The sequence below is a fragment of the Rheinheimera oceanensis genome (assembly GCF_018831085.1).
Taxonomy (GTDB): Bacteria; Pseudomonadota; Gammaproteobacteria; order Enterobacterales; family Alteromonadaceae; genus Alishewanella; species Alishewanella oceanensis.
In genome coordinates, this window is sequence record NZ_JAGPNM010000012.1 from 52,172 (window position 1) to 74,686 (window position 22,515).

24 protein-coding genes are annotated in these 22,515 nt (G+C 50.7%); 14 read left to right on the forward strand and 10 right to left on the reverse strand.

Annotated features, from left to right (window positions below):
* Positions 1–49 precede the first annotated feature (49 nt).
* Positions 50–514, forward strand: coding sequence for a VOC family protein (locus tag J3B89_RS19100; protein ID WP_215399228.1), 465 nt, complete (start codon positions 50–52; stop codon positions 512–514).
* Positions 515–531: 17 nt separating this feature from the next.
* Here the strand turns inward: J3B89_RS19100 and J3B89_RS19105 are convergent, their stop codons facing one another.
* Positions 532–1,707 carry a GGDEF domain-containing protein gene (locus J3B89_RS19105; protein ID WP_215399229.1) on the reverse strand — a complete coding sequence of 392 codons (1,176 nt, stop codon included), beginning with the start codon at positions 1,705–1,707 and terminating at the stop codon, positions 532–534.
* 238 nt (positions 1,708–1,945) lie between these two features.
* Between J3B89_RS19105 and J3B89_RS19110 the strand changes: the two genes are divergently transcribed.
* The 3 genes from J3B89_RS19110 (at position 1,946) to J3B89_RS19120 (ending at position 4,965) form a co-directional block, all read left to right on the forward strand.
* Positions 1,946–3,313, forward strand: a complete 1,368-nt coding sequence (locus tag J3B89_RS19110; RefSeq protein WP_215399230.1) for an amidohydrolase family protein — start codon at positions 1,946–1,948, stop codon at positions 3,311–3,313.
* Between the two features lie 113 nt (positions 3,314–3,426).
* Positions 3,427–4,395: a carboxylesterase family protein gene (locus J3B89_RS19115; protein WP_215399231.1), complete on the forward strand. Its 969-nt coding sequence runs from the start codon at positions 3,427–3,429 to the stop codon at positions 4,393–4,395.
* A 15-nt stretch (positions 4,396–4,410) separates the two neighbouring features.
* Positions 4,411–4,965: a YdeI/OmpD-associated family protein gene (locus J3B89_RS19120; RefSeq protein WP_215399232.1), complete on the forward strand. Its 555-nt coding sequence runs from the start codon at positions 4,411–4,413 to the stop codon at positions 4,963–4,965.
* A gap of 25 nt (positions 4,966–4,990) precedes the next feature.
* Here the strand turns inward: J3B89_RS19120 and J3B89_RS19125 are convergent, their stop codons facing one another.
* The 3 genes from J3B89_RS19125 to J3B89_RS19135 are packed head-to-tail and all read right to left on the reverse strand — an operon-like array spanning position 4,991 to position 6,592.
* Entirely contained in the window at positions 4,991–6,136 is a 1,146-nt protein-coding gene (locus J3B89_RS19125; protein ID WP_215399233.1) for a Kelch repeat-containing protein, read from the reverse strand.
* The gene (locus tag J3B89_RS19130; RefSeq protein ID WP_215399234.1) at positions 6,130–6,411 is read right to left on the reverse strand and encodes a LysR family transcriptional regulator; all 282 of its coding nucleotides are present in this window, start codon (positions 6,409–6,411) and stop codon (positions 6,130–6,132) included. Before J3B89_RS19130 ends, J3B89_RS19125 begins: the two co-directional genes overlap by 7 nt.
* Positions 6,401–6,592, reverse strand: coding sequence for a hypothetical protein (locus tag J3B89_RS19135; RefSeq protein WP_215399235.1), 192 nt, complete (start codon positions 6,590–6,592; stop codon positions 6,401–6,403). Before J3B89_RS19135 ends, J3B89_RS19130 begins: the two co-directional genes overlap by 11 nt.
* A gap of 120 nt (positions 6,593–6,712) precedes the next feature.
* On the opposite strand from J3B89_RS19135, the gene J3B89_RS19140 reads away from it, so the two are divergent.
* The 3 genes from J3B89_RS19140 to J3B89_RS19150 all read left to right on the forward strand — a co-directional run bounded on the left by J3B89_RS19140 (position 6,713) and on the right by J3B89_RS19150 (position 7,738).
* On the forward strand, positions 6,713–7,051 hold the full coding sequence (locus J3B89_RS19140) for an NIPSNAP family protein (protein WP_215399236.1): 339 nt from the start codon (positions 6,713–6,715) through the stop codon (positions 7,049–7,051).
* 130 nt (positions 7,052–7,181) lie between these two features.
* Positions 7,182–7,454, forward strand: coding sequence for a CopG family ribbon-helix-helix protein (locus J3B89_RS19145; protein WP_092791194.1), 273 nt, complete (start codon positions 7,182–7,184; stop codon positions 7,452–7,454).
* The gene (locus J3B89_RS19150; RefSeq protein ID WP_215399237.1) at positions 7,451–7,738 is read left to right on the forward strand and encodes a type II toxin-antitoxin system RelE/ParE family toxin; all 288 of its coding nucleotides are present in this window, start codon (positions 7,451–7,453) and stop codon (positions 7,736–7,738) included. Before J3B89_RS19145 ends, J3B89_RS19150 begins: the two co-directional genes overlap by 4 nt.
* 22 nt (positions 7,739–7,760) lie before the next feature.
* On the opposite strand, the gene J3B89_RS19155 is transcribed toward J3B89_RS19150, so the two are convergent.
* Entirely contained in the window at positions 7,761–8,633 is an 873-nt protein-coding gene (locus tag J3B89_RS19155; protein ID WP_215399238.1) for a LysR family transcriptional regulator ArgP, read from the reverse strand.
* 96 nt (positions 8,634–8,729) lie between these two features.
* On the opposite strand from J3B89_RS19155, the gene J3B89_RS19160 reads away from it, so the two are divergent.
* Positions 8,730–9,326 carry a LysE/ArgO family amino acid transporter gene (locus tag J3B89_RS19160; protein ID WP_215399239.1) on the forward strand — a complete coding sequence of 199 codons (597 nt, stop codon included), beginning with the start codon at positions 8,730–8,732 and terminating at the stop codon, positions 9,324–9,326.
* An 84-nt stretch (positions 9,327–9,410) separates the two neighbouring features.
* Here the strand turns inward: J3B89_RS19160 and cueR are convergent, their stop codons facing one another.
* The gene (gene cueR, locus J3B89_RS19165) at positions 9,411–9,821 is read right to left on the reverse strand and encodes a Cu(I)-responsive transcriptional regulator (protein WP_215399240.1); all 411 of its coding nucleotides are present in this window, start codon (positions 9,819–9,821) and stop codon (positions 9,411–9,413) included.
* A gap of 11 nt (positions 9,822–9,832) precedes the next feature.
* A complete protein-coding gene (locus tag J3B89_RS19170; RefSeq protein ID WP_215399241.1) occupies positions 9,833–12,202 on the reverse strand; it encodes a heavy metal translocating P-type ATPase in 2,370 nt (789 codons plus the stop codon).
* A 159-nt stretch (positions 12,203–12,361) separates the two neighbouring features.
* Between J3B89_RS19170 and J3B89_RS19175 the strand changes: the two genes are divergently transcribed.
* Entirely contained in the window at positions 12,362–12,619 is a 258-nt protein-coding gene (locus J3B89_RS19175) for a heavy-metal-associated domain-containing protein (RefSeq protein ID WP_215399242.1), read from the forward strand.
* Positions 12,620–12,788: 169 nt separating this feature from the next.
* Entirely contained in the window at positions 12,789–14,321 is a 1,533-nt protein-coding gene (locus J3B89_RS19180; RefSeq protein WP_215399243.1) for a bifunctional GNAT family N-acetyltransferase/carbon-nitrogen hydrolase family protein, read from the forward strand.
* A gap of 59 nt (positions 14,322–14,380) precedes the next feature.
* On the opposite strand, the gene J3B89_RS19185 is transcribed toward J3B89_RS19180, so the two are convergent.
* Positions 14,381–15,403, reverse strand: coding sequence for an Lnb N-terminal periplasmic domain-containing protein (locus J3B89_RS19185; protein ID WP_215399244.1), 1,023 nt, complete (start codon positions 15,401–15,403; stop codon positions 14,381–14,383).
* A 27-nt stretch (positions 15,404–15,430) separates the two neighbouring features.
* Positions 15,431–16,339: a LysR family transcriptional regulator gene (locus J3B89_RS19190; protein ID WP_215399245.1), complete on the reverse strand. Its 909-nt coding sequence runs from the start codon at positions 16,337–16,339 to the stop codon at positions 15,431–15,433.
* A gap of 98 nt (positions 16,340–16,437) precedes the next feature.
* On the opposite strand from J3B89_RS19190, the gene J3B89_RS19195 reads away from it, so the two are divergent.
* Entirely contained in the window at positions 16,438–17,613 is a 1,176-nt protein-coding gene (locus J3B89_RS19195; protein WP_215399246.1) for an MFS transporter, read from the forward strand.
* A 98-nt stretch (positions 17,614–17,711) separates the two neighbouring features.
* Here J3B89_RS19195 and J3B89_RS19200 read toward each other — a convergent pair whose 3' ends face one another.
* Positions 17,712–18,821: a Gfo/Idh/MocA family protein gene (locus J3B89_RS19200; RefSeq protein WP_215399247.1), complete on the reverse strand. Its 1,110-nt coding sequence runs from the start codon at positions 18,819–18,821 to the stop codon at positions 17,712–17,714.
* 505 nt (positions 18,822–19,326) lie between these two features.
* Here J3B89_RS19200 and J3B89_RS19205 point away from each other — a divergent pair.
* From J3B89_RS19205 to J3B89_RS19215, 3 genes are all read left to right on the forward strand, one after another.
* Positions 19,327–20,199 carry an SDR family NAD(P)-dependent oxidoreductase gene (locus J3B89_RS19205; protein WP_215399248.1) on the forward strand — a complete coding sequence of 291 codons (873 nt, stop codon included), beginning with the start codon at positions 19,327–19,329 and terminating at the stop codon, positions 20,197–20,199.
* A gap of 266 nt (positions 20,200–20,465) precedes the next feature.
* Positions 20,466–21,386 (forward strand): LysR family transcriptional regulator, encoded by a 921-nt coding sequence (locus J3B89_RS19210; RefSeq protein ID WP_215399249.1) that lies wholly within the window; start codon positions 20,466–20,468, stop codon positions 21,384–21,386.
* Between the two features lie 204 nt (positions 21,387–21,590).
* Positions 21,591–22,352 (forward strand): Atu4866 domain-containing protein, encoded by a 762-nt coding sequence (locus J3B89_RS19215; RefSeq protein WP_215399250.1) that lies wholly within the window; start codon positions 21,591–21,593, stop codon positions 22,350–22,352.
* Positions 22,353–22,515 lie beyond the last annotated feature (163 nt).

Sequence of the window (22,515 nt, forward strand, 5' to 3'; positions counted from 1 at the left end):
AGCTATACTAAAACCGCTTTTAATTTCCATTTACAGCAAGGAGAGAATGATGTCCAAGGTTCAGGCTATTCCGGCAGGTTATAATGCGGTGCTGCCATATCTGGTAATTAAAAACGCGGCAGCGGCGCTGGATTTTTATCAGAACGCCTTTGGCGCAGAAACAATAATGCGCATGGATATGCCAGGCGGAGCCATAATGCATGCCGAAATGCGTATAGGCAGTGCGGTATTTATGCTGAGCGAGCAAAGCGATGACTGGGGCAATAAAAGCCCGGATATGCTGGGTGACAGCCCGGTAACGCTGATGATATATGTGCCGGATGTTGATGCTTTTGTCGCGCGAGCGACCACAGCAGGCGCAACCCTTACCATGGCGGTATCCGATCAGTTTTGGGGCGATCGCAGTGGCTGCTTACTGGATCCGTTTGGCCACCGCTGGATGATTTCTACTCATATTGAAGATGTGTCTGAGCAGGAAATGGCAAAACGGGCGGCGCAGATGTTTGGCCAGTGATCACGGCTAAACTTCGTTTAAGCTATTTCGCTGTGGAAGATACGGTAACCGCCACGGCCGGCGTTTTTCATTTGATACATGGCCGTGTCGGCTTTTTCCAACAGATCGCTAAAAGCTGCGCCATGCTCAGGGTATAGGCTGATGCCGATACTGGCACCAAGCTGATACGTCTTACCTTCGACAACGTAAGGTTGCTGCAGAGATTGCAGAATTTTTTCCGCAATGCCAGCAGCCTGGCTTTGCTGCTCTAACTGGGTAGCTATTACAACAAATTCGTCACCGCCAATACGGGCACAGATATCTGTACTGCGCAGGCAGGTTTGCATGCGCTGCGCCACTTCTTTGAGTACCAAATCTCCCACTTTGTGGCCGGCCTGGTCGTTTACCGGTTTAAACTTGTCCAGGTCAATATAATACAGTGCCAGAAACTGATGCGGCCGTGTGGCCAATTGCAGCGCCTTGCCAAACAAGGTATCCACATAACGTTTGTTGCTCAGCCCGGTTAACGGATCTTTATATGCCAGCTCCAGCGCTTTGCTTTCTGATTCCAGCAGGCGTTGTTGAAACAGCGACAACACTGCGGCAATTAAGGCGGTGTACTGCATTACTACCAGAGCGGTGCCAATAATAAAGGCCATGGTGCGCCAGTCCTGATAGAGCATGCGCGAGATGGGAACAAATAACAGCCAGTGCAGCATCAACAGGGCGCAGGTCAGTATTATTGTTAGTTTAATACCGCGTTGCAGCGCTACGCTGCCGTACCAGACGGTAATAATAAATATCAGCAGGCAGACAGCATTAAACAACGCCAGGCCAAAGCTGTACACTGCAGTAGAGAACTGATAAAGATGAGCGTTTAGCAGCCATAGTTGCATTAACAGCACTACAAACAATAAAGTACGGCGGCTTAGCACGACACCAAAAAAGCGCGCTGCTCCAATCAGTAACAGTAGTTTTTCCGTGATGCTAAGCAGGGCATACAATAGTTTAGCGAGGGCGGCATCATCAGCCTGTACGTGCAAAAACGTTAACCTGGCGATAAAAGCCACAAATATGGCGGCGGCCCACCAGCCACAGCCCGGATTTGTGCGGGGTACCCTGCTGGCAAGCAGCAGTAAGACAAAAAATACAAAGTAAATTGCGCTACCTGCGCTGTGAACTATCTGAAACAGCATAAAAACCTGCACTTCCATCTGCTACCGTTGCTGCTGAAAACCGGCCCATGCGCGGGTAACGGCTTATCTGCATAGCGGTTAGGCGGTGATCCATTTGCTCTGTTGTTAACAATAGTCAGTAGTGGCATAAGCGCAACTATATTTTACTGCCGGCGCTATATTTGCAAACTGTTGCTGTGCACGTTAATGTTTTACAGCAATAACGCCAGCGCGCCATAACCAGCGCGGCGCAGCATAACCAGGGCGAGAACATCAGATGAAAATACATTTTAGTAAGGTTATATGGTTTGTTACGGCGATATCGGCAGTGCTGGCCTGTAGTGCTCTGCAGGCTAAACCACAGCCGGCAACAGCAGCTTTTACGGTGTTTGATCAGGTGCATGTTTTACCGATGGATTCAGACCAACTGCTGCGTAATCAACGCGTACTGGTGCAGGGTGATCGTATAGTTGCTGTTGGGCCGGCAGCAGAGCTGGCACTGCCGCAAGACGCTACGGTAATTGACGGCGCAGGCCGTTATCTGTTGCCTGGCCTGGCAGAGATGCACGGTCATGTACCGCCGATGGTTGATTTTAGCGGCATGCCGGCGCGTTATCTGGACGATGTGTTAATGCTGTATCTGGCCGGTGGAGTTACCACTGTGCGTGGCATGCTGGGGCATGATCAGCAATTACGCTTAAAAGACGATATTGCCAGTGGCAAACGGCTGGGGCCAACGCTGTATCTGGCCGGGCCCAGCTTTAATCAGAATACGGTTACTTCAACAGAGCAAGCGCGTGAGCGGGTGCGCCAACATAAACAACAAGGCTGGGATTTACTGAAAATTCATCCGGGTTTAAGCCTGGAACACTATCAGGCTATTGCCGATGAGGCGAAACAGCAAGGCATAGACTTTGCCGGCCATGTGCCGGATGCGGTAGGCATTGAGCAGGCTATTTTACTTGGCAGCCGTACCATTGATCATCTGGATGGTTACATGGCAGCATTGGGCGGTTTTGACAAAGAGCTGACTGCCGCTGATATGGCACCACTGGTTGCGCTGAGTAAAAAGCATAATGTCGCCGTAGTACCAACCCAGGCACTGTGGCAAACCATTATCGGTGCTTCAGATGCTGCGCAGTTGCAAAGTTACGATGAACTAAAATATATGCCGGCGCGGGTTATCGCCGGTTGGCAGCGCTATGTGCAGCAACCAGGCGGAGCTTATTACAGCGGCGATACTGCGGCTTTGCATGCGCAAAACCGGCAGCGTTTGCTACGTGCGCTGTATGAAGCTGATGTCACTATCTTAATGGGCACTGATGCCCCCCAGCTTTATAGCGTACCGGGTTTGTCATTACGCCGCGAGTTGCCGCTGATGGCTGCCGCCGGTATCAGCAATTACGACATTTTACGCAGCGGTACTGTGCTGGTGGGCGGGTATTTTGCTGATAAAGATCAGTTTGGCCAGGTAGCAGCAGGGCAACGCGCCGACTTACTGCTGGTAGACGGCAATCCGCTGGAAGACTTATCAGTACTGTATCAGCCTGCGGGTGTAATGGTACGCGGCCAGTGGTTAAGCCGGGCAACACTTGACAGCAAACTGGCAGAGATTGCTGCCGCGCGTCGGGCAGAAAATCAATAAGGCTGGCAGATAAGCCCGGCCCCGGCACAGGTGTTAATCAGGCTATCAGCATTGCGGCGCAAATATCAGGCCAGTGAAACAGTAAGGCACAAACTTTCGGTAGCGGAGCACAGATGAAAAAGCAGTCAGGCATATTGGTATTACTAGTGGCATTAACGGCGTTGCTGCTGGCTGCTTGTATGAGTAGCGACAATACTTCAGCGCAAGCAAATGCTGGAGCACAACTGCTGCGGTTGGATTATAAAAGCAGTATAGATAATACCATACGGCAGTATTTTGTTTATTTACCTGCCGGTTACCAGCAAAGCAGTAACAAAAAATGGCCGGTAATGCTGTTTTTACACGGTAATGGCGAACGGGGTAATGGCCTTGATGAGTTGGATTACACCTTAATTCATGGCCCGCTATATGAAGCCTGGGTGCAAAAGCGTGACCTGCCGTTTATTATTGTGGTGCCACAACTGCATATGTTTGATATGGCTAAGTTAGCTTATATTGCTAACCGCTCGCCAGCTGATATTCCCAAACGCTTATCAGATGGCGTACCGCCCCGGCCGGCTATGTTTGCGTCTGGCAGACCCATTGCACCGGCTGCAGTCGTGCACGATATGAGCACCGTACCTGCACTGTTGCCAAATGGCTGGGAGCGGGCAGAGCAGGATGTGCTGGCCATATTGCAAAACGTGCAGGCAAGCTACCATACCGACGCCAGCCGGTTGTATTTAACCGGTATTAGTTATGGCGGCTTTGGCAGCTGGTTTATGGCCAGTAAGCACCCGCAGCTGTTTGCCGCTGTTGCACCGGTTGTTGGTTGGGGCCACCCGGATTTAATGCCGCCTATTGCACAAGAGAAAACCCCGCTGTGGGTGTTTGCCGCCGGGCGTGATTCAGCTATTAACAAAGACTACTTTTATCCTGGTATTGAAACCTTGCGCCAGCTTGGCCACAGCAATGTACGCTTTAGCATGTTAGAACAGGCCGAACATGACGCCTGGCGCCAGGTTTATGCCGGCCAGGATTTGTACAACTGGCTGTTGCAGCAACAAAAGCCGGTAGTGAGCCAAACAAAACATCAGCAATAACACATTGGACTTATTATGACGTCAAACGACAGCTACTCTGAGTTTACTGCCACAGTGTATCGTCCGGCGCAGTCAGACAATACGCTGCTGCAGGCTTTTGTGGTGCTGCCTAAGGCGGCCAGTGAAAAGCTACCCAGGCGGGGCAGAATAACGGTAAATGGTCATATCAACGGCGTGGCTTTTCAGGCCACACTGGAGCCGGATGGTCAGCTAAGCCACTGGTTAGCTTTAAGCGAACAGTTGCTTGAAGCAGCAGGAGCCAGCATTGGCAGTGGTGCCAACTTTGATATTAAAGCGGCAGAGCAAGAACCTGAACCTGAAGTACCAACCGATTTACAACAGGCGCTGGCTGTTTCACCTGAGGCTTGCGCAGTTTGGCATGACACGACAACTATTGCCCGGCTGGATTGGATCCATTGGATCACGTCAGCCAAACAGGCGAAAACCCGGGCCAAGCGGGTAAGTGATGCCTGCAATATGCTGGCAGAGGGCAAGCGGCGGGTGTGTTGTTTCGACCCGTCCGGTTTTTACAGTAAGGCTTTTAGCGCTCCCAAAGCCGTTGAGTCCTGATATTAATATTAGCTGGCAGATGTTGTTAAGGCTGACTGATAAGCCAGGCCCTGGCGCTAGTGTTAATTTGCGTGTCATAGCCGCCCAACAGCAGTACAGTGCCGTCGGCCAGCAGGGTGGCCGTGGCAAACTCCGGCGCAAGATCCAGCGCTGGCGACAACTGCTCAAAAAGGCCGCTTTGGGGATTTAAGTATTCAATATATTTAGCGCCACCGGCCACCAATACCCCGCCATCAGGCATCACGACCACAGCATCGGGTATTTTAAAACGCCTTTGTTGCATAGTTGGCCCGGCTGTAAAAACATTCGTTTTAGGGTCAAACCATTCTGTGCTGTTATGCCTGTTGTTGTCATTACCATCAGAGCCACCCAGCAGCAACACTCTGCCGTCAGGCAGTAGTACAGCAGCATGCTTTTGCCGCGCAGTTGTCATATTACCGGTTGGGCTAAAACTATTGCTGTGCGGGTTAAACAGCTCTGCAGTGTTCAATGCCATATCGCGCCGGCCCGGCCGGCCGCCGGTGATCAACACCCTGCCGTCCTGCAAAGTGGTGGCTGTATGGCCAAGGCGGGGTGTCTGCATAGCTCCCGCAGAGATAAAGCCAGCCGAGGCAGGATCATACCACTCTGCTGATGCCAGTGGCTGGAAGCCAACTGTCTGGCCACCGCTTAACAGTATGCGGCCATCCTGCAGTTTGGCGGCAGTGGCAGCAGCCCGTGGCTGCAACATATTGGCAATGGGGCTAACCCCGTGGGTTGCCTGATAGTGTTCTGCTTGGGCCGTGATCTGGCCGTTACTCCAGCCACCGGCTATTAATACAGTGTCATCGGCCAATAACTGCGCAATATGGCTATCCCGCGGCATTGCCGGTGTACTCAGCGTGATAAAACGCTGCAAAGTGTGCTGATACAGAGCCATAGTTGTCGCTGGCGCATCACAGCGGTTACTGCAACCGCCACTGATCAACACATCGCCATTGCTAAGCAATGTAGCCTGATGGGCCGCTCTGGCTTCTGTTATCGGCGCTATTGGCCGTAGTTGCAGCGAGCTGTGTTGATCGGCTGCACTCACACTATAGCTAACCAGCAGGGCTAAGCTGCTGATACAAATCAGATGATAAGTACGGCATACTATTGCTACCACCTTTGTCGGTATGGTTTTTATTAGCATGAACAGGCTCCATAGGCTGATAATCCCGATTCGGCAAAGGCTGGTGCTAGTGCTGTCAAACCCAGCGCCATAGCAGCATTAATTCTGAGTGTGCCCTGCGGTATTTGCTGTAGCTGTTGAATACGGGCTTTGCTGTCTTCAATCTGGCGCAGGATCTCACGATAACGCTGCAAGTAGTCGTTACCTGTCTGTGTTAGTTGCAACCTGCGGGTAGAGCGTTGTAGCAACCTGGTGCCAAGTGCAGCTTCCAGTGCAGTGATCTGCTTACTCAGCATTGATTTGCTGCACACCGCTGAGCAGTTTTGCCAAATAGCTACTGGCAGTAGGCGGCATAATATCGGCTTCCACTGCCAGTTTGGTTGCCGTTAAAGCTTTACCACTTAACAATGCCGTGAGCATTTTGGCGCGGGCATTATCACCAATCAGGTTGGCGACAACGGCAATATTCGGTTGCATATCAGTTACTCCTGTCGTTTCCAATAACGCCGAAACAGAGCTCCGGTCAGTTCGATGCTCATCGAAGTATAGCAATACAATCCCGTTACACTGGCACACAGCAAACAGGAGGAAATATTGATGAGCATAACATGTTTTATTGAGTACCGGCTTGACCCGTTTAAGCTGGATTTATTTGCGCAGTACGCGCAAAACCGGGGCCACATGATCCCGGCCTGCGGTGGTGAACTGCTGGGCTATTTTTTACCGCACGAAGGCAGTAACGACAGGACTTTTGGCTTAATTAGTTTTTCCAGCCTGGCAAGTTACGAGACATCTCGGGCGAGATTGAAACAGGATAGTGCAGCCAAACAGAACTTTGCCTTTGCCCGGCAGCATCAGTTTATTTTACAGGAATGGCGCTCGTTTATAGCGGTGGAGCCAACCACCTTTAATAAAGCCGCGCAGGTAGCGTTATGATTGCGGTGATATTTGAAGTAACGCCCATCACAGCGGGTAAAGACGGCTACTTTGCTATTGCTGCGCAACTGGCGCCCATGCTCAGTACAATTTATACTGTAATACATTGTAGTTTGACAGGAGTATTGCCATGAGTGTTACCACGGTGCGGTTGCAGGCTGAAGTAGAGCAACAGCTGGAAGCGATTGCCAGCAAGCTGCAGCGCAGCAAAGGTTGGGTTATTAACGAAGCGCTGGCGCAATATATTGCCAAACAGCACAGCGAGCAGGCTCGCTGGCAGCAAACGCTGGCTGCAATGGCGTCGGCAGCCGATGGTAAAGTAGTCGATGCAGTTGAGGTGCACAGCTGGCTGGATAGCTGGGGTACAGAGCACGAGCAGGACGCACCGGATCTAACCAGGTGAAACTGGTTTACACCGTTGAAGCAGTGGAAGATTTAAAGCGGCTGCGACAGTTTATTGCAGAGCATAACCCTGCTGCAGCGCGCCGGATTGCCGCTGAGCTGATGGCAAAAATTAAGCTGTTAGCCGATTTTCCCGCCATCGGCGTACCGGTGGCTATGGCACCGGTGCCGGAGTCTTTGCGTGATATGGTGTTTGGTCATTATGTGGTGCGCTATTCAGTGCATAGCAACGCCATTATCATTTTACGGCTATGGCACTGTCTGGAAAATGAGCGACAGCAATAAGCCACATTTGGCCCCATCTTCATTAAGCAATACTATGCAGTTGTTGCCGGGCGATGGCGGTAATTTGCTGGCGTAACTGCGCCATTAACGGGCTTTCGCTTTGCCAGTAATGCCAGTACAACGGGGTGTCCAGATGATAATCCGGTGTTAAATCAACCAACTGGTGAGTTTCCAGATAAGGCTGCATCTGTAATTCCGGCAGTAAGCCAAAACCCAACCCGGCCAGGGCGGCGCGTAAAAAACCTTCTGACGACGGGCATAAATGCGTTTGTTGCGGCGGCTGGCCGCAAATATCCAAAAGGTACTGATGCTGCAGTTGGTCATCCTGATTAAACACCAGGCAAGGCGCCTGCGGCAGTTGCGTCAGCAGATCCTGCGTTAAGCGGTAGCGGTGGATAAAGTCCGGGCTGGCTACAGCGCGGTAACGCAGGGCACCCAACGCCTGCACCTTAGCGCCATTTACCGGCTGGCTGCTGGCGCAGAGACAGGCCATCACATCGCCCTGTTTCATCCGTTTTAAACCAACCGACTGATCCTCCACTACAAAATCAAAACACAGCTGTGGGTAGTCCGGCAATACCAGTGCCTGCGGCAGCCAGGTCGCCAGTGAGTCGGCATTTACCGCCAGTCTTACGGTAGTAACACTGGTCGCTTCCAGCCCCAGCGCTGCTTCCATTTGCCGTACCTGCTGCAAGTGATTCAGTAGCCGCTGCCCGGCAGGCGTGGCTACCGGCGGGGCAGTGCGCAGCAATACCGGCTGGCCGGCAAGGGCTTCAAGCTGTTTAATACGGTGGCTGACCGCCGATTGCGTCAGGCACAGCAGTTTTGCTGCGCGTTCAAAGCCACCTTGTTCCACCACGGCAGATAGTGCCTGTAATAAGCGGTAATCAATCATTAATTTAATTCATCTATGCGAAAAATAATTCGTTGGATTAATAGTAGTGTAGAAGGGTATGTTCTGCAGCAGATTTTTCTGCACAGGGTAAGCAGCATGACATTTTTACTGGGGTTTGGTGTGGGTTTAAGTTTAATTGTCGCTATAGGCGCGCAAAATATCTGGGTGTTAAGCCAAAGCATGGCCGGGGCCAACCGGCTGGTTATTGCTACGGTGTGCATACTCTGTGACTGCCTGCTGATTGTGCTGGGGGTATTTGCTGTGCAGCAAATGCAACAATGGGTACCGCCATTGGTGCCGCTGCTTACCTGGCTGGGGGTGGCTTTATTGCTATGGCTGGCATGGCAAGCGGCCAGCCGCGCCTGGGCTGGCGGCAAAGGCTTACAAACCGATAGCGCTACTCAGGTGATGAGCAATAGCAAAACTGCGTTAACAGCTTTGGCTATTACCTTATTAAACCCGCATGTGTATTTAGACACGGTATTTTTAATTGGCGGCGTGGCTAATCAGCAAACCGCACCGTTATGGTTTATGGCTGGTGCCTGTATCGCCTCATTAGTGTGGTTTTCCTCACTGACCGCAATGGCGCCCAGGCTGAAAATCTGGCTTAATTCGCCCCGCCGTTGGCAGCTGTTTGATGGCGCCATCGCGCTATTGCTGGGCGGTATAGCGCTTAATCTGGCATGGCAGTGAGCTGCTGCAGCGGTGTTTAACATGGCCATATTTTTTTGCAGCGCACGCACAGCATCGACTTTACCTTCAGCTAACACCTCAGCTTCAACCCGCGGCCTTTGGTGCTAATGCCGCTAAAATGGCGCAATGTGGCGAGCTGTCTGCGCTGCAGCTATCGGCCAGTTGTTGTAACAGTTGTTGCATGTTTTTCAGTTCGGCAATCTTCCTGGCAATTTCAGCCAGATGCTGCTCGGCCAGTTGTTTAACCGCCCGGCTTTCGCGCTGTGGGTTTTGCCACAGTTGCAGTAGCGACTGAATTTCGCTAAGCGAAAAGCCCAGTTGGCGCGCCTGGTGAATAAAGCTCAGTTGTTGCAACTGTTGCGAGTTGTACAGCCGGTAACCGGCCTCAGTGCGCGCTGGCTTATGCAGCAAGCCGCTCTGTTCGTAATGCCGGATCATTTTTGCCGTTAAGCCACTGGCTTTTGCGGCATCACCGATAGTCAGTAATGTTGCCATGTTCAGCCCTCTTATTTAAAAGACATACGTTGTAAGCGTAGCGCGTTGCTTACTACCAGTACGCTACTGCATGCCATCGCAGCCCCGGCAATCACCGGATTTAAAAAGCCCAGTGCTGCCAACGGAATACCGACGGTGTTAAAGGCAAAAGCCCAGAATAGATTTTGCTGAATATTGCGATAGGTCGCACTGGCCAGCCGCAGTGCCGTGGCCACTAACTCCGGATTGCCGCGCATCAGCGTAATGGCTGCGGCGCTAACGGCGACTTCGGTACCGGTTGCCATGGCAATACCCAGGTCGGCCTGCGCCAGCGCGGGGGCATCATTAATGCCATCACCAACCATGGCCACTTTAAAGCCTTTCGCCTGATAAGCGGCCACGGCTTGCGCCTTGCCTTGGGGCAGCACTTCGGCCTGCACATTATCCAGTGACAGTTGTTTGGCAATGTAATCGGCACTTTCTTTTGAATCACCGGTCAGCATGGCCACTTTAATGCCGCTTTGTTGCAGCTTATGCACAGCAGCTTTGGCCTGTGCTTTGGCTTGGTCAGCAAAACACAGCAGACCAATAAGTTCAGCGGTTCCGCTTTTTATCTCTGCCAGCCAGGATACAGACGCGCCTTGAATGCTGATTTTACCGCCCGGCAGTGTCAGCCCAAGCTCGCGCATCCAGTTGCCTGAGCCCAGCAGCAGCTGACGCTGGCTGACTGCGGCTTTTACGCCTTTCCCGGCCACCATCGTAAACCCGCTTGCCTCTGTTAACGCAATCTGCTGTGCTTGCGCATAATTCACTACGGCTTTAGCAAGCGGATGTTCACTGTTTTCTGATAGTGCATATGCCAACGCTACAAGTTCATTGTCGCTGCCTTGCAGCGCTGTTACTTGCATCACTTCAGGCTTGCCTTCTGTCAGGGTGCCGGTTTTATCAAATACGACGTAGTCAATTTTTGTTGCCTGCTCCAGCGCTATGGCATCTTTGACTAAGATACCATGCCGGGCGGCCGTACCTGTGCCTGCCATAATGGCTGCCGGTGTTGCCAGGCCCAGTGCACAGGGACAGGCAATAACCAGCACGGCCACGGCGTTTAAAATACCTTGTGTCCAATCATTAAACGCATAACCCCATGCCAGTACAGTTACAACAGCGACTAACAGCACTGCTGGAACAAAGATGCTGCTGATTTTATCCACCAACGCCTGTACGGGGGCTTTAGCGCCTTGTGCTTGTTCGACCAGACGGATGATCTTTGCCAGCGTCGATTCTGCTCCCACCGCTGAGGCGGTAAATTCCAACACGCCGTCAAGGTTTACCGCGCCGCCGGTAACATGGTCGGCAACGGTTTTATGCAGAGGAATACTTTCACCGGTGATCAGCGCTTCATCAACGTGGCTATTGCCTTTAGTGACCACACCATCTGACGGGATGCGCTCGCCGGGTAATACTTTAACTTTATCGCCTTTTGCCAACTCTGCTGCGGCAATGGTTTGCCACTTATTCTCACGCCAGACACTAGCTGAAGTGGGTTTTAAGTTTTCCAGCGCTTTAAGCGCATCGGTAGTGCGCTGTTTGGCCCGTTTTTCCAGAAACTTACCCAGCAATACCAATGTAAGAACAGCAGCACTGCTTTCAAAATACAAATGCGGGCCACCGTGGTGACCGTCAAAGCTATACCACAGATAAAGTGATAAACCATAGGCTGCACTGGTGCCGATAGACACTAATAAATCCATATTGCCGGTCATGGCTTTTAGTGCGTGCCAGCCCGCTTTATAAAACCGGGCACCAAAGTAAAACTGCACGGGTGTTGCCAGTAACCATTGCCAAAGGGCTGGCAGCATCCAGTCTGCACCAAACAGCAGGCCTGCCATCGGCAAAATTAATGGCAGCGTAAGCAGGGCAGCGCCGATTACCGGCCAGCTGTCATGGCGATAAAACGGCTGCTTGCTCTGTTTCTCGCCTGAGCTAACAGTGGTTTGCTGGAGCACCAGCTCATAACCCGCAGCAGCGACAGCCTGTTGCAGTGCGCTATCCTCAGTTGCCGGTAACAGGGTAATGCTGACATGCTCTGTCGCCAGATTCACTGTGGCACTGGTAACGCCGGGCACTTGCAACAGGCTTTTTTCTACCCGACCGGCACAGGACGCGCACGTCATACCTTTAACCGCAAACTGCCGCTGCGTTGTCTGCAGCTCATAGCCTGCGCCAGACACTGCGGCACTAAGGTCGTCAAAACTAGCGTTGCCATTTACAGTTGCGGTATCTGTTGCCAGGTTAACACCGGCCGATTTTACGCCAGGTACGGCCAGTAGTGCTTTTTCAATCCGTTGCACACAAGACGCACAGGTCATACCTTTAATTGCAAGTTGCATTGTTGCTGCCATAGTACTGACTCCGGGTTGATGAATGTTATCAGGCATAACAAGGCTAGACCTTGCCATTATGGCAAGGTCAAACAACTTTTATATTTTTTTCGATACTGCTTGACTGTACTACAGCGGCAAGCTTTAGCCTTTATTACGAACTCACAACAGGAGACAAACATGATGAAGTTTCGTATCGCCGGTATGACGTGTGGCCACTGTGTTAGCAGGGTAACCAAAGCGATTGTTAATCTGCAAAGCGACGCCAAAGTTGAAGCTGATTTGGCAGAGCGCAGCATCAGGGTAAGCAGCGATCTCACCATTGCCGACATCATTGATGCATTAAATGACGCTGGTTACCCGGCAACTGAATGGAAAGCCAGCTGTTGTACTCCGGCAAACAGCTGCGATATGTATAAGAGCAAAGCTACTCTCTAAAGGGCGCTGACCGCGTCAGGCGGCGTAAGTGCTGGCGCAGCTTAAGCTGCAAAAAAACAGTCTGACTGGCCGCGTCACAACTGCTAAAGTCAGGGCAGTTTGGCTTAAGCTCTGCCGGTTTTGCCTTATGTGTTACCCTTAATGTAGTACTGTAACCACAGGAGACATTATGGAAGCGAATCATGTTGAAGTGCGCCACCTGACCCGTGAGGATATGACAGAGCTGCGTGAAGCGTCCGAGCAGGTTTATCAGGCTGGCCCCTTACTCAGTTGGACAGAGCCGGTGGTAGATACACTGCTGACTAAATTCCCTGACGGCCAGCTTTGTGTGTGTGTTGACGGCAAAGTGGTTGGCTGTGCTTTCTCCCTTATTGTCGATTACAGCAAATTTAGTGACGAGCACACCTACGAGCAGATTGTTACCGGCTATTCTTTTAAAAATCATGATCCTAATGGCGATGTGCTGTACGGCATAGAGGTATTTATTCACCCCGATTATCGTGGTTTGCGCCTGGCACGCCGTTTGTACGATGCCCGCAAAGAGCTGTGCGAAAACCTGAATTTACGCGCCATTATGGCGGGCGGCCGTATGCCCAATTATAGCCAGCATGCAGGCAAGCTAAGCGCCAAGCAGTATATTGACAAGGTTAAAGGCAAAGAAATACACGACCCGGTATTGAGTTTTCAGTTGGCTAATGGCTTTCACGTGCGCAAGTTACTGAAAGGCTATTTGCGTGGTGATATCGAATCGCAGGAATATGCTACTTTACTGGAGTGGGCCAATATCTACTACACCAAATCAGTAAAACTAATTAATGCCCCCAAAGCCGAAGTGCGGCTGGGGTTAGTGCAGTGGCAAATGCGTAGTATGGCCGGTATTGAACAGCTATTTGAGCAAATGGAATTTTTTGTTGATGCGGTGTCGGATTACAAAAGCGATTTTATTTTGTTTCCCGAGCTGTTCGCTGCACCTTTAATGGCGCACTACAACCATTTAAGCGTAACCGAAAGTATCCGCCAGCTGGCAAAATACACTGAAGCCATCCGCGATAAGTTTATTGAATTCGCTATTGCTTACAACATTAACATTATTACCGGCAGTATGCCGTATCTGGTTGATGGCAAGCTATATAACAGCGGCTTTTTATGCCGTCGTGACGGCACCTGGGAGCAGTACGACAAAGTGCATGTTACCCCGGCAGAAAAGCGTAACTGGGCCATGAGCGGCGGCAATAAGGTTGAGGTATTTGATACCGACTGCGGCAAAATCGGCATTATGATTTGCTACGATGTAGAATTTCCGGAATACGCCCGCCTGTTATCCGATCAGGGCATGAACATTTTGTTTGTGCCGTTTTTAACCGATACGCAAAACGGTTACACCCGTGTACGCCACTGCGCTATGGCGCGGGCGATAGAGAACGAATGCTATGTTGCCATCGCCGGTGCTGTAGGTAACCTGGCACGGGTAAATAATATGGATATTCAGTACGCGCAGTCGGCATTGTTTACGCCATCGGATTTTGCCTTTCCGACCACTGGCATAAAGGCTGAAGCCACACCTAATTCAGAAATGCTGCTGATAGTAGATGTAAATATCGACTTACTAAAAGAGCTGCACAGCCATGGTAGTGTGCATACCATGAAAGACAGGCGGCATGATGTTTACCAGCTGTCGCTGGTAAAGCCATTGCAAAAATAACCAATAACTGCCGGTTAGCTATTGAAGTAAGCGTTTTAAACCAAACCGTCAAGCTGAACTTATGGGGTGTTGTTAACCGACGCCCCCGGTACCCCCATGCGGATGATGCGGGAAAAGTCTTGCTTATCATGGGTATCACTGTTTCGGGCGCGGGCATTTATGTGCCCCAGTTCTTGCAATTGCGTATAGCTATAGCGGGGCGCCAGTGCGCCTAAGTCGTAAGCATATTCGGCAAAGTGGCCTGATAATAACAGACGGTAGTCCAGCGGGATCCCCGGCGCTATGCGGCGGGCTAAATCAAACACTATTGTTGTACAGTTGCTGGTTAAGGTATTGTAGAAGCCAGGTGTGGTGCGCAGTGCCTCAGCGGTCTGTAAATAGCCCAGAAACAGCGTGCGCAGTTGCTCTGGTGGAATGGCCAGACTATACAGATAGACATCCTCACCGCGGGCATTACTGCGGGTACGGATGAGGTCACGCTCATCAGCCGCGATGAGCACTTGTTCAAATTGACGAAAAAAACCACCTATAGCCGAAAACGACTCATGGCGTTCTTTACGTATCTCCAGCGAAAATACCAGTTGCCGGCCATCGGCAAAACCGAATGAAACCAGCGTATGGGCAATGTGCGGCCCCATCCAGTAGGAGAGAACCAAATCGGCAGACACCAACTGGCCTAAATCGTAACTGCGGGTTTCCCAGTTAGGTGTGTAATCAGTTTCAGTACGCCATTCAAAATTACGTACATTGTGCAGCGTAACCTGTTGGTCTTGTATTTCAGAGTGCAGCAAATAAGCAACATCATCGGCCCAATCCCGGTTGTGCGACGGGGTAATATTGTGCCACCAGATCAGTAACAGCACAGCCGACAGCATATAAGCGCCAAGTAAACTGCGGCGGTAGCGTTCTGTATACCGCCATAGCAGTGCAACAACAGTAATAGCGCCCAGCAGGCTCCACACGGCCAGTACTGCCAAACCCGGGGCGCTAAACTGCTGGGGTTGCTGAAACCACAATGCCAGACAACCCCAGGCTGCACTTAACAGTACGGCTAACGCTATTATCCATCTTAACTTGTGCATGTGGTTCCTCTCTGTATAAAGCGATTGCTACTGGCTCTTTTTCTGCATTTTTTCTACCAGATAATCAACAAATACCCGTATTCTTGCCGGGATGTTTTTACCACCGATAAACACTGCATGGATGGCTTCGCGGTCTTGCGGGTTATATTCTTCCAGTAACGGCACCAGTTGGCCGCTTGCCAGTGCTTGCTGCACATGAAAACTGCCTACTCTGGTAATGCCCACGCCTTGCAGTGCCAGTTCTACCAGCGTTTCGCCATTGTTTGCAAGCACGTTGCCGGTGATGGCAAGGATAAAATCCCGGCCATTTTCACGAAACGGCCAGCCCGGTTCTAAACGGCGGAAGCTAAAGTCTAAGCAATTATGTTGCGCTAAATCGGCAGGTGTTTGTGGTATGCCTGCGCTTGCCAGATAGGCAGGTGAGGCTACCACAACCCGGCCGGTTTCGCCCAGGCGCCTGGCGTGCAGGCCGTTATCGGCCAGCTGACCGAAGCGGATAGCCACGTCGACATGGCCGGCACTGACATCACGAATTTGATCTGATACATCTATTTCGATAGTGATATCAGGATAGCGCGCCAGAAATTCTTTTATTAACGGCACTATTGTCAGGCGGCTGTGCGCTGTGGCCGTACTTACCCTGATATTGCCACTTGGGCTGCCACGGTTGGCAATAGCCGTTTCGGTATCGTCTAAGTCTTTTAAAATCCGCCGGGCGGCCAGAGCATAAGACTCACCCTCGCTGGTTAAGCGCAGGCTGCGTGTGCTGCGAACAATAAGTCTTACGCCAAGGCGCTTTTCAAGCCGGGTCATAATGCGGCTAACTGCCGATGGCGTCAGTTCCAGTTCACGGGCTGCCGCACTTAAACTACCGGTGCAGGCTACGCTTAAAAAGGTTTCCATTTCTGCCGTTTTATCGGTTTTTATCTGCTTCATTTGTGATTCCAAGGCAAAGCTGAATATCTCCTGTGCTACTTTTTCAGCGATTTTCTATCAGTTATATTCTCACCAGTCACAAATTAACCAGAGTTTATATGAAAATCAATATTCCTTTGCTGGCACTCGCGCTTGGCGCTTTTGGTATTGGTGTAACCGAGTTTGCGCCAATGGGCATGTTACCTGTTATCGCTAATGATTTAGCGGTTTCTATTCCCAGCGCCGGCATGTTAATCAGCGCGTATGCTTTTGGTGTGCTGGTGGGCGCACCGCTAATGACGTTAGTGTTCGCCAATATGGGGCGGCGTAACCTGCTGTTGTTATCTATGGCAATTTTCACCGTAGGTAATCTGATTTCGGCCGTTGCCGAAAGTTACAACGTATTGTTGCTGGGGCGCATTATTACCTCGTTTAATCACGGTGCTTTTTTTGGTGTGGGCGCTATTGTTGCCATGAGTGTGGTACCGCCGGAAAAACGTGCCGGTGCTGTGGCGGCAATGTTTTCCGGCCTAACCTTAGCCACTATCGGCGGTGTGCCGCTGGCGGCTTACGTGGGTGAGGTGATTGGCTGGCGGCCGGCGTTTTTTGCCATGGCGGCGATTGGTGTCATTACCATGCTGGCGTTAAGGATGTCGTTACCGCCGCTGGTTAATGAGCGCAAAGCAAAGGTGCGCGATGAGCTGCGGGTACTCACTAAAGGGCCGGTGTTAATTGCGTTGTTATTAACCGTGGTCAGTTCAAGCGCTATGTTTACTGTGTTTACCTATATAGTGCCCATTTTGCAGGATGAAACCCAGGCTTCAACCCTTTTTGTTACTGCGATGCTGGTGCTGTATGGCGTGGGGTTATCAGTAGGTAACTATCTTGGCGGCCGCTTTGCTGACCGCTCGCTGGATTTAACCCTGGTGTTTTCGCTAATAGCGGTAGCGCTATTACTGGTGCTGTTGGCTGTAACCGTATCATCGAAGTTGGTTGTGGTGCCGTTAATCTTTTTATGGGGCATCGCCAGTTTTGCGCTGGTGCCGCCATTGCAGTCGTTAGTTGTGCAAGAGGCGAAAGAGGCACCCAGTTTAGCCTCGGCCATGAATATAGGCGCCTTTAATCTTGGAAATGCCTTAGGTGCCATGCTCGGCGCAGCAATGATTAATGCCGGCTTTAGCTTAAGCTCAGTGCCTTTGGCAGGTGCCGGCACGGCGATTGTCGGGCTTATTATGGTGTTGCTGTTCAGGCGGGGGAGCCTGCAAAAAGCACAACAATTAGCGCTGCGGCAGTAAACCGTACCCGGATAACCAGATGTTTAGTTAACCGCAAGCCCAGGCCAGTGCTCGCTGGCCTGGTACTTTACTTACCGTACCCGGTATTTTGCTGACGCTCAGGAAGCTGGTAGCAGTTGCCGCTCACCACTTTGTGCCGCCTGTTCTACTGCGGCAATCAGGCGGCTGCTGTGCAGCGCATGTGCAAAACCCGGCGTATAAAAAGTGCCTGTTGCAATATCCCGCGCGAGACTGGCGTATACCTCACTAACATTGATGGAGGCACCAGTCCAGAAATCGGCGGCTGTTGGGCCAACACTGCCAGATGCAACAGGATGCTCTGGCTGACTAAAATCAATACTGGCAGTTAGCGTAAGGTCACCAACCTGAACTCCGGCAAGATGATTGCCGGTAAGTTTTAACCAGCCGTCAGCACCGCGAACCTCCAGTATAAAATGGGCATCGTCTGCAGGTACGCCAGCCAGTATCTGGGCAGACAAAGACGCTCCAAGAGCCGTTTTAGCGATAAGATCTATGTGATCTGGTATTTCACGGACAGAGATTTCGCCGGTGTCGATCAGTTGGATCTCTGGCCAGAGCAGCTCTGTACGCGCATCCACTTCAGTGATATTGCCAAGTACGGCTTCTATAACGTCAAGCACATGAGCTGTGGTAATTGTTAAAAAGCTGGCGCCGGAAGCGGCTTTATTAAAATAATCATAAACACTGGGAGATTGCGGGCCGTAGCCAAATGTTGTTGCTCTTACATTGGCTGACATTAACCGGCCAATCTTGCCTGCAGCAATAATTTCAGCCGCACGTCTTACCGAGGGGTTCATCCGTCCTTGCAAACCTATAGCGGTATGTAATGTTCCCACTGCAGTTGCCATTTCTTCAGTTTCAGCCAGTGTTGCTCCGAGAGGTGCTTCGCAGTACACCGCTTTGTTAGCTTTCAGCGCTGCAAGCACTAAGTCTTTGTGTGCCGGCACTTTCACGGCAATAGTCACAATATCAATGCTGTCGTCTTGAATAAGCTGGTAAGGGTCTGCGTACCAGCGTTCAGCACCAAATGCTTCTGCTGCCGCTTTAGCACTTTGTTCACGGCGGGTTGCCACTGCTGCCAGAACCAGTGATGGGTTAGCTTCAATTGCAGGTATGTGAGATGCACCGGCCCAGCTTGCTTGTGTATCCGCTCCGATAATTCCTACACGTAATTGTTTGGTAGACATTCTGTTCTCCAAAATAGTGGTTAAGTAAAAGTGGACCGCATGGTTGCTTCGTATAGCGCAAAGCCGGTTAGCTTCTGCCATGCTGGTGGCACAAAGCAGATCATAGGGTGTTTATTGTTTATGATTAAGGCTTTAATTATTTAATAAGTGGTAAGTTCAGGTTTACAATAGAGCGCGGAAAAATCGTTGCTGTCATCGCTTGCCGAGCTTTTATTAGGAGGCTTTAAATAACGGGTGTTTTTATTAACGTGTTGATTCTGGCGGGATGGCCGTTACGCAGGATTTATGTCCTATTGTAAACTCATGCTTACCACTGATGTGGTAATTGAAATCTTCTAATTAAATAATTCACACTCTATGATTTGCTTTGTGTTATCAGCATGACAAAAGCGATTTGGCTTTCCTCTGTTTTAAAAAGCCATGTACTGATTATGTTGTGTTAATTACTGCATAAATTGGCATTGATGATAGCCAGACTGACTTAAGTTAAAAACAGGAGAACGCAATGAATACTCATGATAATACTGGGATAAGCCGGCGTAAGTTTGTGCTTGGCGCCACGGCAGGCGTTGCGGCCATTGCGGCATCATCCCTTGGCAATGTCCAGGCAGAGACGGTTGATAAGCAAGGTGCGCAGCACCTCGATTTATTAGGCAAGCGCGCGTTGGTAACCGGGGCGTCACGGGGTATTGGTGCCGGTATTGCATTAGAGCTGGCAAACAGAGGCGCAGATGTTGTTATTACCTATTTGCGTTCTACTGAAAAGGCTGCAGACATTGTCCGGCAAATTGAAGCAAAAGGGCGGCGTGCCATTGCCATTCAGGCTGATAGTGGTGATCCGGCAGCAATAAAGCGCTCAGTAGAAGAAACAGTAAAAGGACTGGGAGGGTTGGATATTCTTGTCAATAACGTTGGCATTGCACGCTCGGGGCCACTGGTTAATATGAGCTTTGAAGATATTCAGGACGTGCTGAATGTGAATGCCCGCTCAGCGGTACTGGCTTCACAAGCTGCAATCCCTCACCTGAAAAAAGGTGGTCGCATTATTACCACAGGTTCATGTCTTGCTGAGCGGGTGCCTTATCCTGATCTAACGGTGTACTCGATGTCAAAGTCAGCGTTACTTGCCTTTACACGTGGCCTTGCACGCGAGTTAGGCCCGCAAGATATAACGGTAAATTTGGTTCAGCCAGGGCCTATCGATACTGATCAAAACCCGGCTGATGGTGAATGGGCCGAGCCCAACCGTCGTCTGACTGCACTTGGCAGATACGGTAAACCTGCCGATGTAGCGGCAGTTGTGGCTTTTCTTGCCAGTTCTGCAGCGCATTTTATGACTGGCTCCTTTGTTACCGTGGATGCCGGGTTTAATACCTGATTTTTGCTTGAACATTTTAACATAGAGGGCCGGTTTACACCGGCCTTCCTGTTAACACCGGCCTCCTGTTAACACAAAGAGCAATCAATTATCGCAGTATCTGCTTGATAGAGTTTAGAAAGTTTGAGTTTCAGCATGCCGGACCGCTGAGCCATCAAGCAACCATCCGGGGTACTCACCAGGTAGCTTACTAATACGGATTGAGTTAATTAAAAAGAAGGCTACAATAATTACATTAGTAGTAAGTGTAGGTTTACAATTAACATATGAATCCCTCTTTGCTGCCATCACTTGCATGGTTTGCACACATTGCCCGTCATCGTAGCTTCACGCGTGCCGCAGAAGAAATGGGCGTATCACGGGCCGCGTTGTCGCAAAATCTTAAGGCGTTAGAACATCAGCTGGGGGTCAAGCTACTTTATCGCACTACCCGTGATATGTCGCTGACCGAGGCCGGGCAGCGTTTGTTTGACACTTTACATCCTACGCTGGATAAAATTGAGCAAGTAGTGCAAAACCTCGGGGATATAGCTGGAGAACCCTCTGGCCTGATACGGATCAACACATCAAGGCTGGCAGCAAAAGCGTTGATAGAGCCGCACCTTGCCGAATTCTGGCAGCGATACCCGAAGATTAAACTTGAACTAACCATAGATGATGCCTTGTCAAACATTATTGCGAATGGCCACGACATTGGTATTCGTTTGGGGCACAGCCTTGCAGAGCATGTTGTTGCCGTTCCTATCAGCCCCGAAGTGTCTATGGTGGTGGTTGGGGCGCCTGCGTACTTTGAGCTGCACGGCATTCCGCAAACCCCGGCAGAGCTAAATCAGCACAACTGTATTAACTACCGATTCCCGGGCAGTGGCGCTATTCGCGAATGGGATTTTAATGAGCCGGGCAAAAAAGGGCGGCATTTTACCCAATCGGTGTCAGGTAGCCTTACTACTAATAACGCCCAAAGTATGACGCAGGCAACCCTTCAGGGAGCCGGGCTTAGCCAACATCTGGACATTGCTATCCAAAAATATCTGGCTGATGGTCGTCTGGTCCGGATTTTATGCGACTGGACTTATCGACACGCCGGCTTCTACTTGTACACACCGTCACGGGAATATATGCCATCTAAAATAAGGGCATTACTCGACTTTTTAATAGAAAAGCGCGACGGAATATCGCTTGTATAGGCCACTTTAAGGGGATGCCGTAGTTAAACACAATGTGCTCTTTACAAGCAATTTGCTGCGCGTAAAAACAGATGTTCAAGTACTTACCTTCGTCAGCCAGGATAATCATGCAATAACTCCAGACTTTTATGCTATCGCACTCCGTTCTTCCTGAGCCAAATTATGGTCTGAGCACAAACATATTCAAAAAGGGGAGTAACCGAGATGACAATAGCAAGACAGTTTTTTATCACGATGGCGCTGGTTTTGGCCCTGATAACCAGCGAATTTGCGTTAGCTAAGCCTGACGCTGCAGTAACTGAACGCAATAAACAATTTATTGCGCAGGCATTCCAGCAGTGGGCTGCAGGCGGTGGGACATTTTTTCAGGATGTATTGTCACCCGATGTCGTTTGGACCATCAAAGGCAGCAGCCCGGCAGCGGGAACTTACCGCGGCCGCGATGTGTTTATTGAGCAGGCCGTAGCTCCCTTTGCGGCGCGTCTTTCTTCGTTCGTTAAACCAACAGTGAATGATATCTGGGCTGATGGTAATGATGTTGTGGTTTACTGGGATGGAGCTGGGGTTGCCCTTGACGGGGCGCCTTATAACAACAGCTTTGTCTGGATTTTCCGCATGCAAGAGTTGCGCGCAACTGAAGTTATCGCCTTTTTAGATTTAACCCAATATGACGCTGTTATTAATCGTATTCCGCTTGATAAACAAGGAGATACACAAGTGAACAATCAACAGCACCCCTATGTAGGCATGTGGGTAACCAGTGACGGACGCATCCGCCATGAGCTACTTGCTAATGGCCGCTATGACGAAGCACGTGGCACCCGTGAGAGTGCTTATCAGGGGCGCTATGAGGTAAAAGACAACCAGATTGATTATTGGGATGATACCGGATTTACCGCTGATGGCGTGTTTGTTGACGAAAACACCTTACATCATGGCGGCATGATCTTTCGTCGCCGGCAGTAGCACGGTTCCAGAGGTAAAGGACGTAAAAGCCGGATAAATCCGGCTTTTCATCAAACAAACAACGCTAAATCAGCTGTATCCCGCCCCCAAAACTGCGGTAAATGCCGACTAAGCGGATAAAGCTTTGCTGTTGCACTTGTGCCAGTTGGTCGCGGGCGCGTAG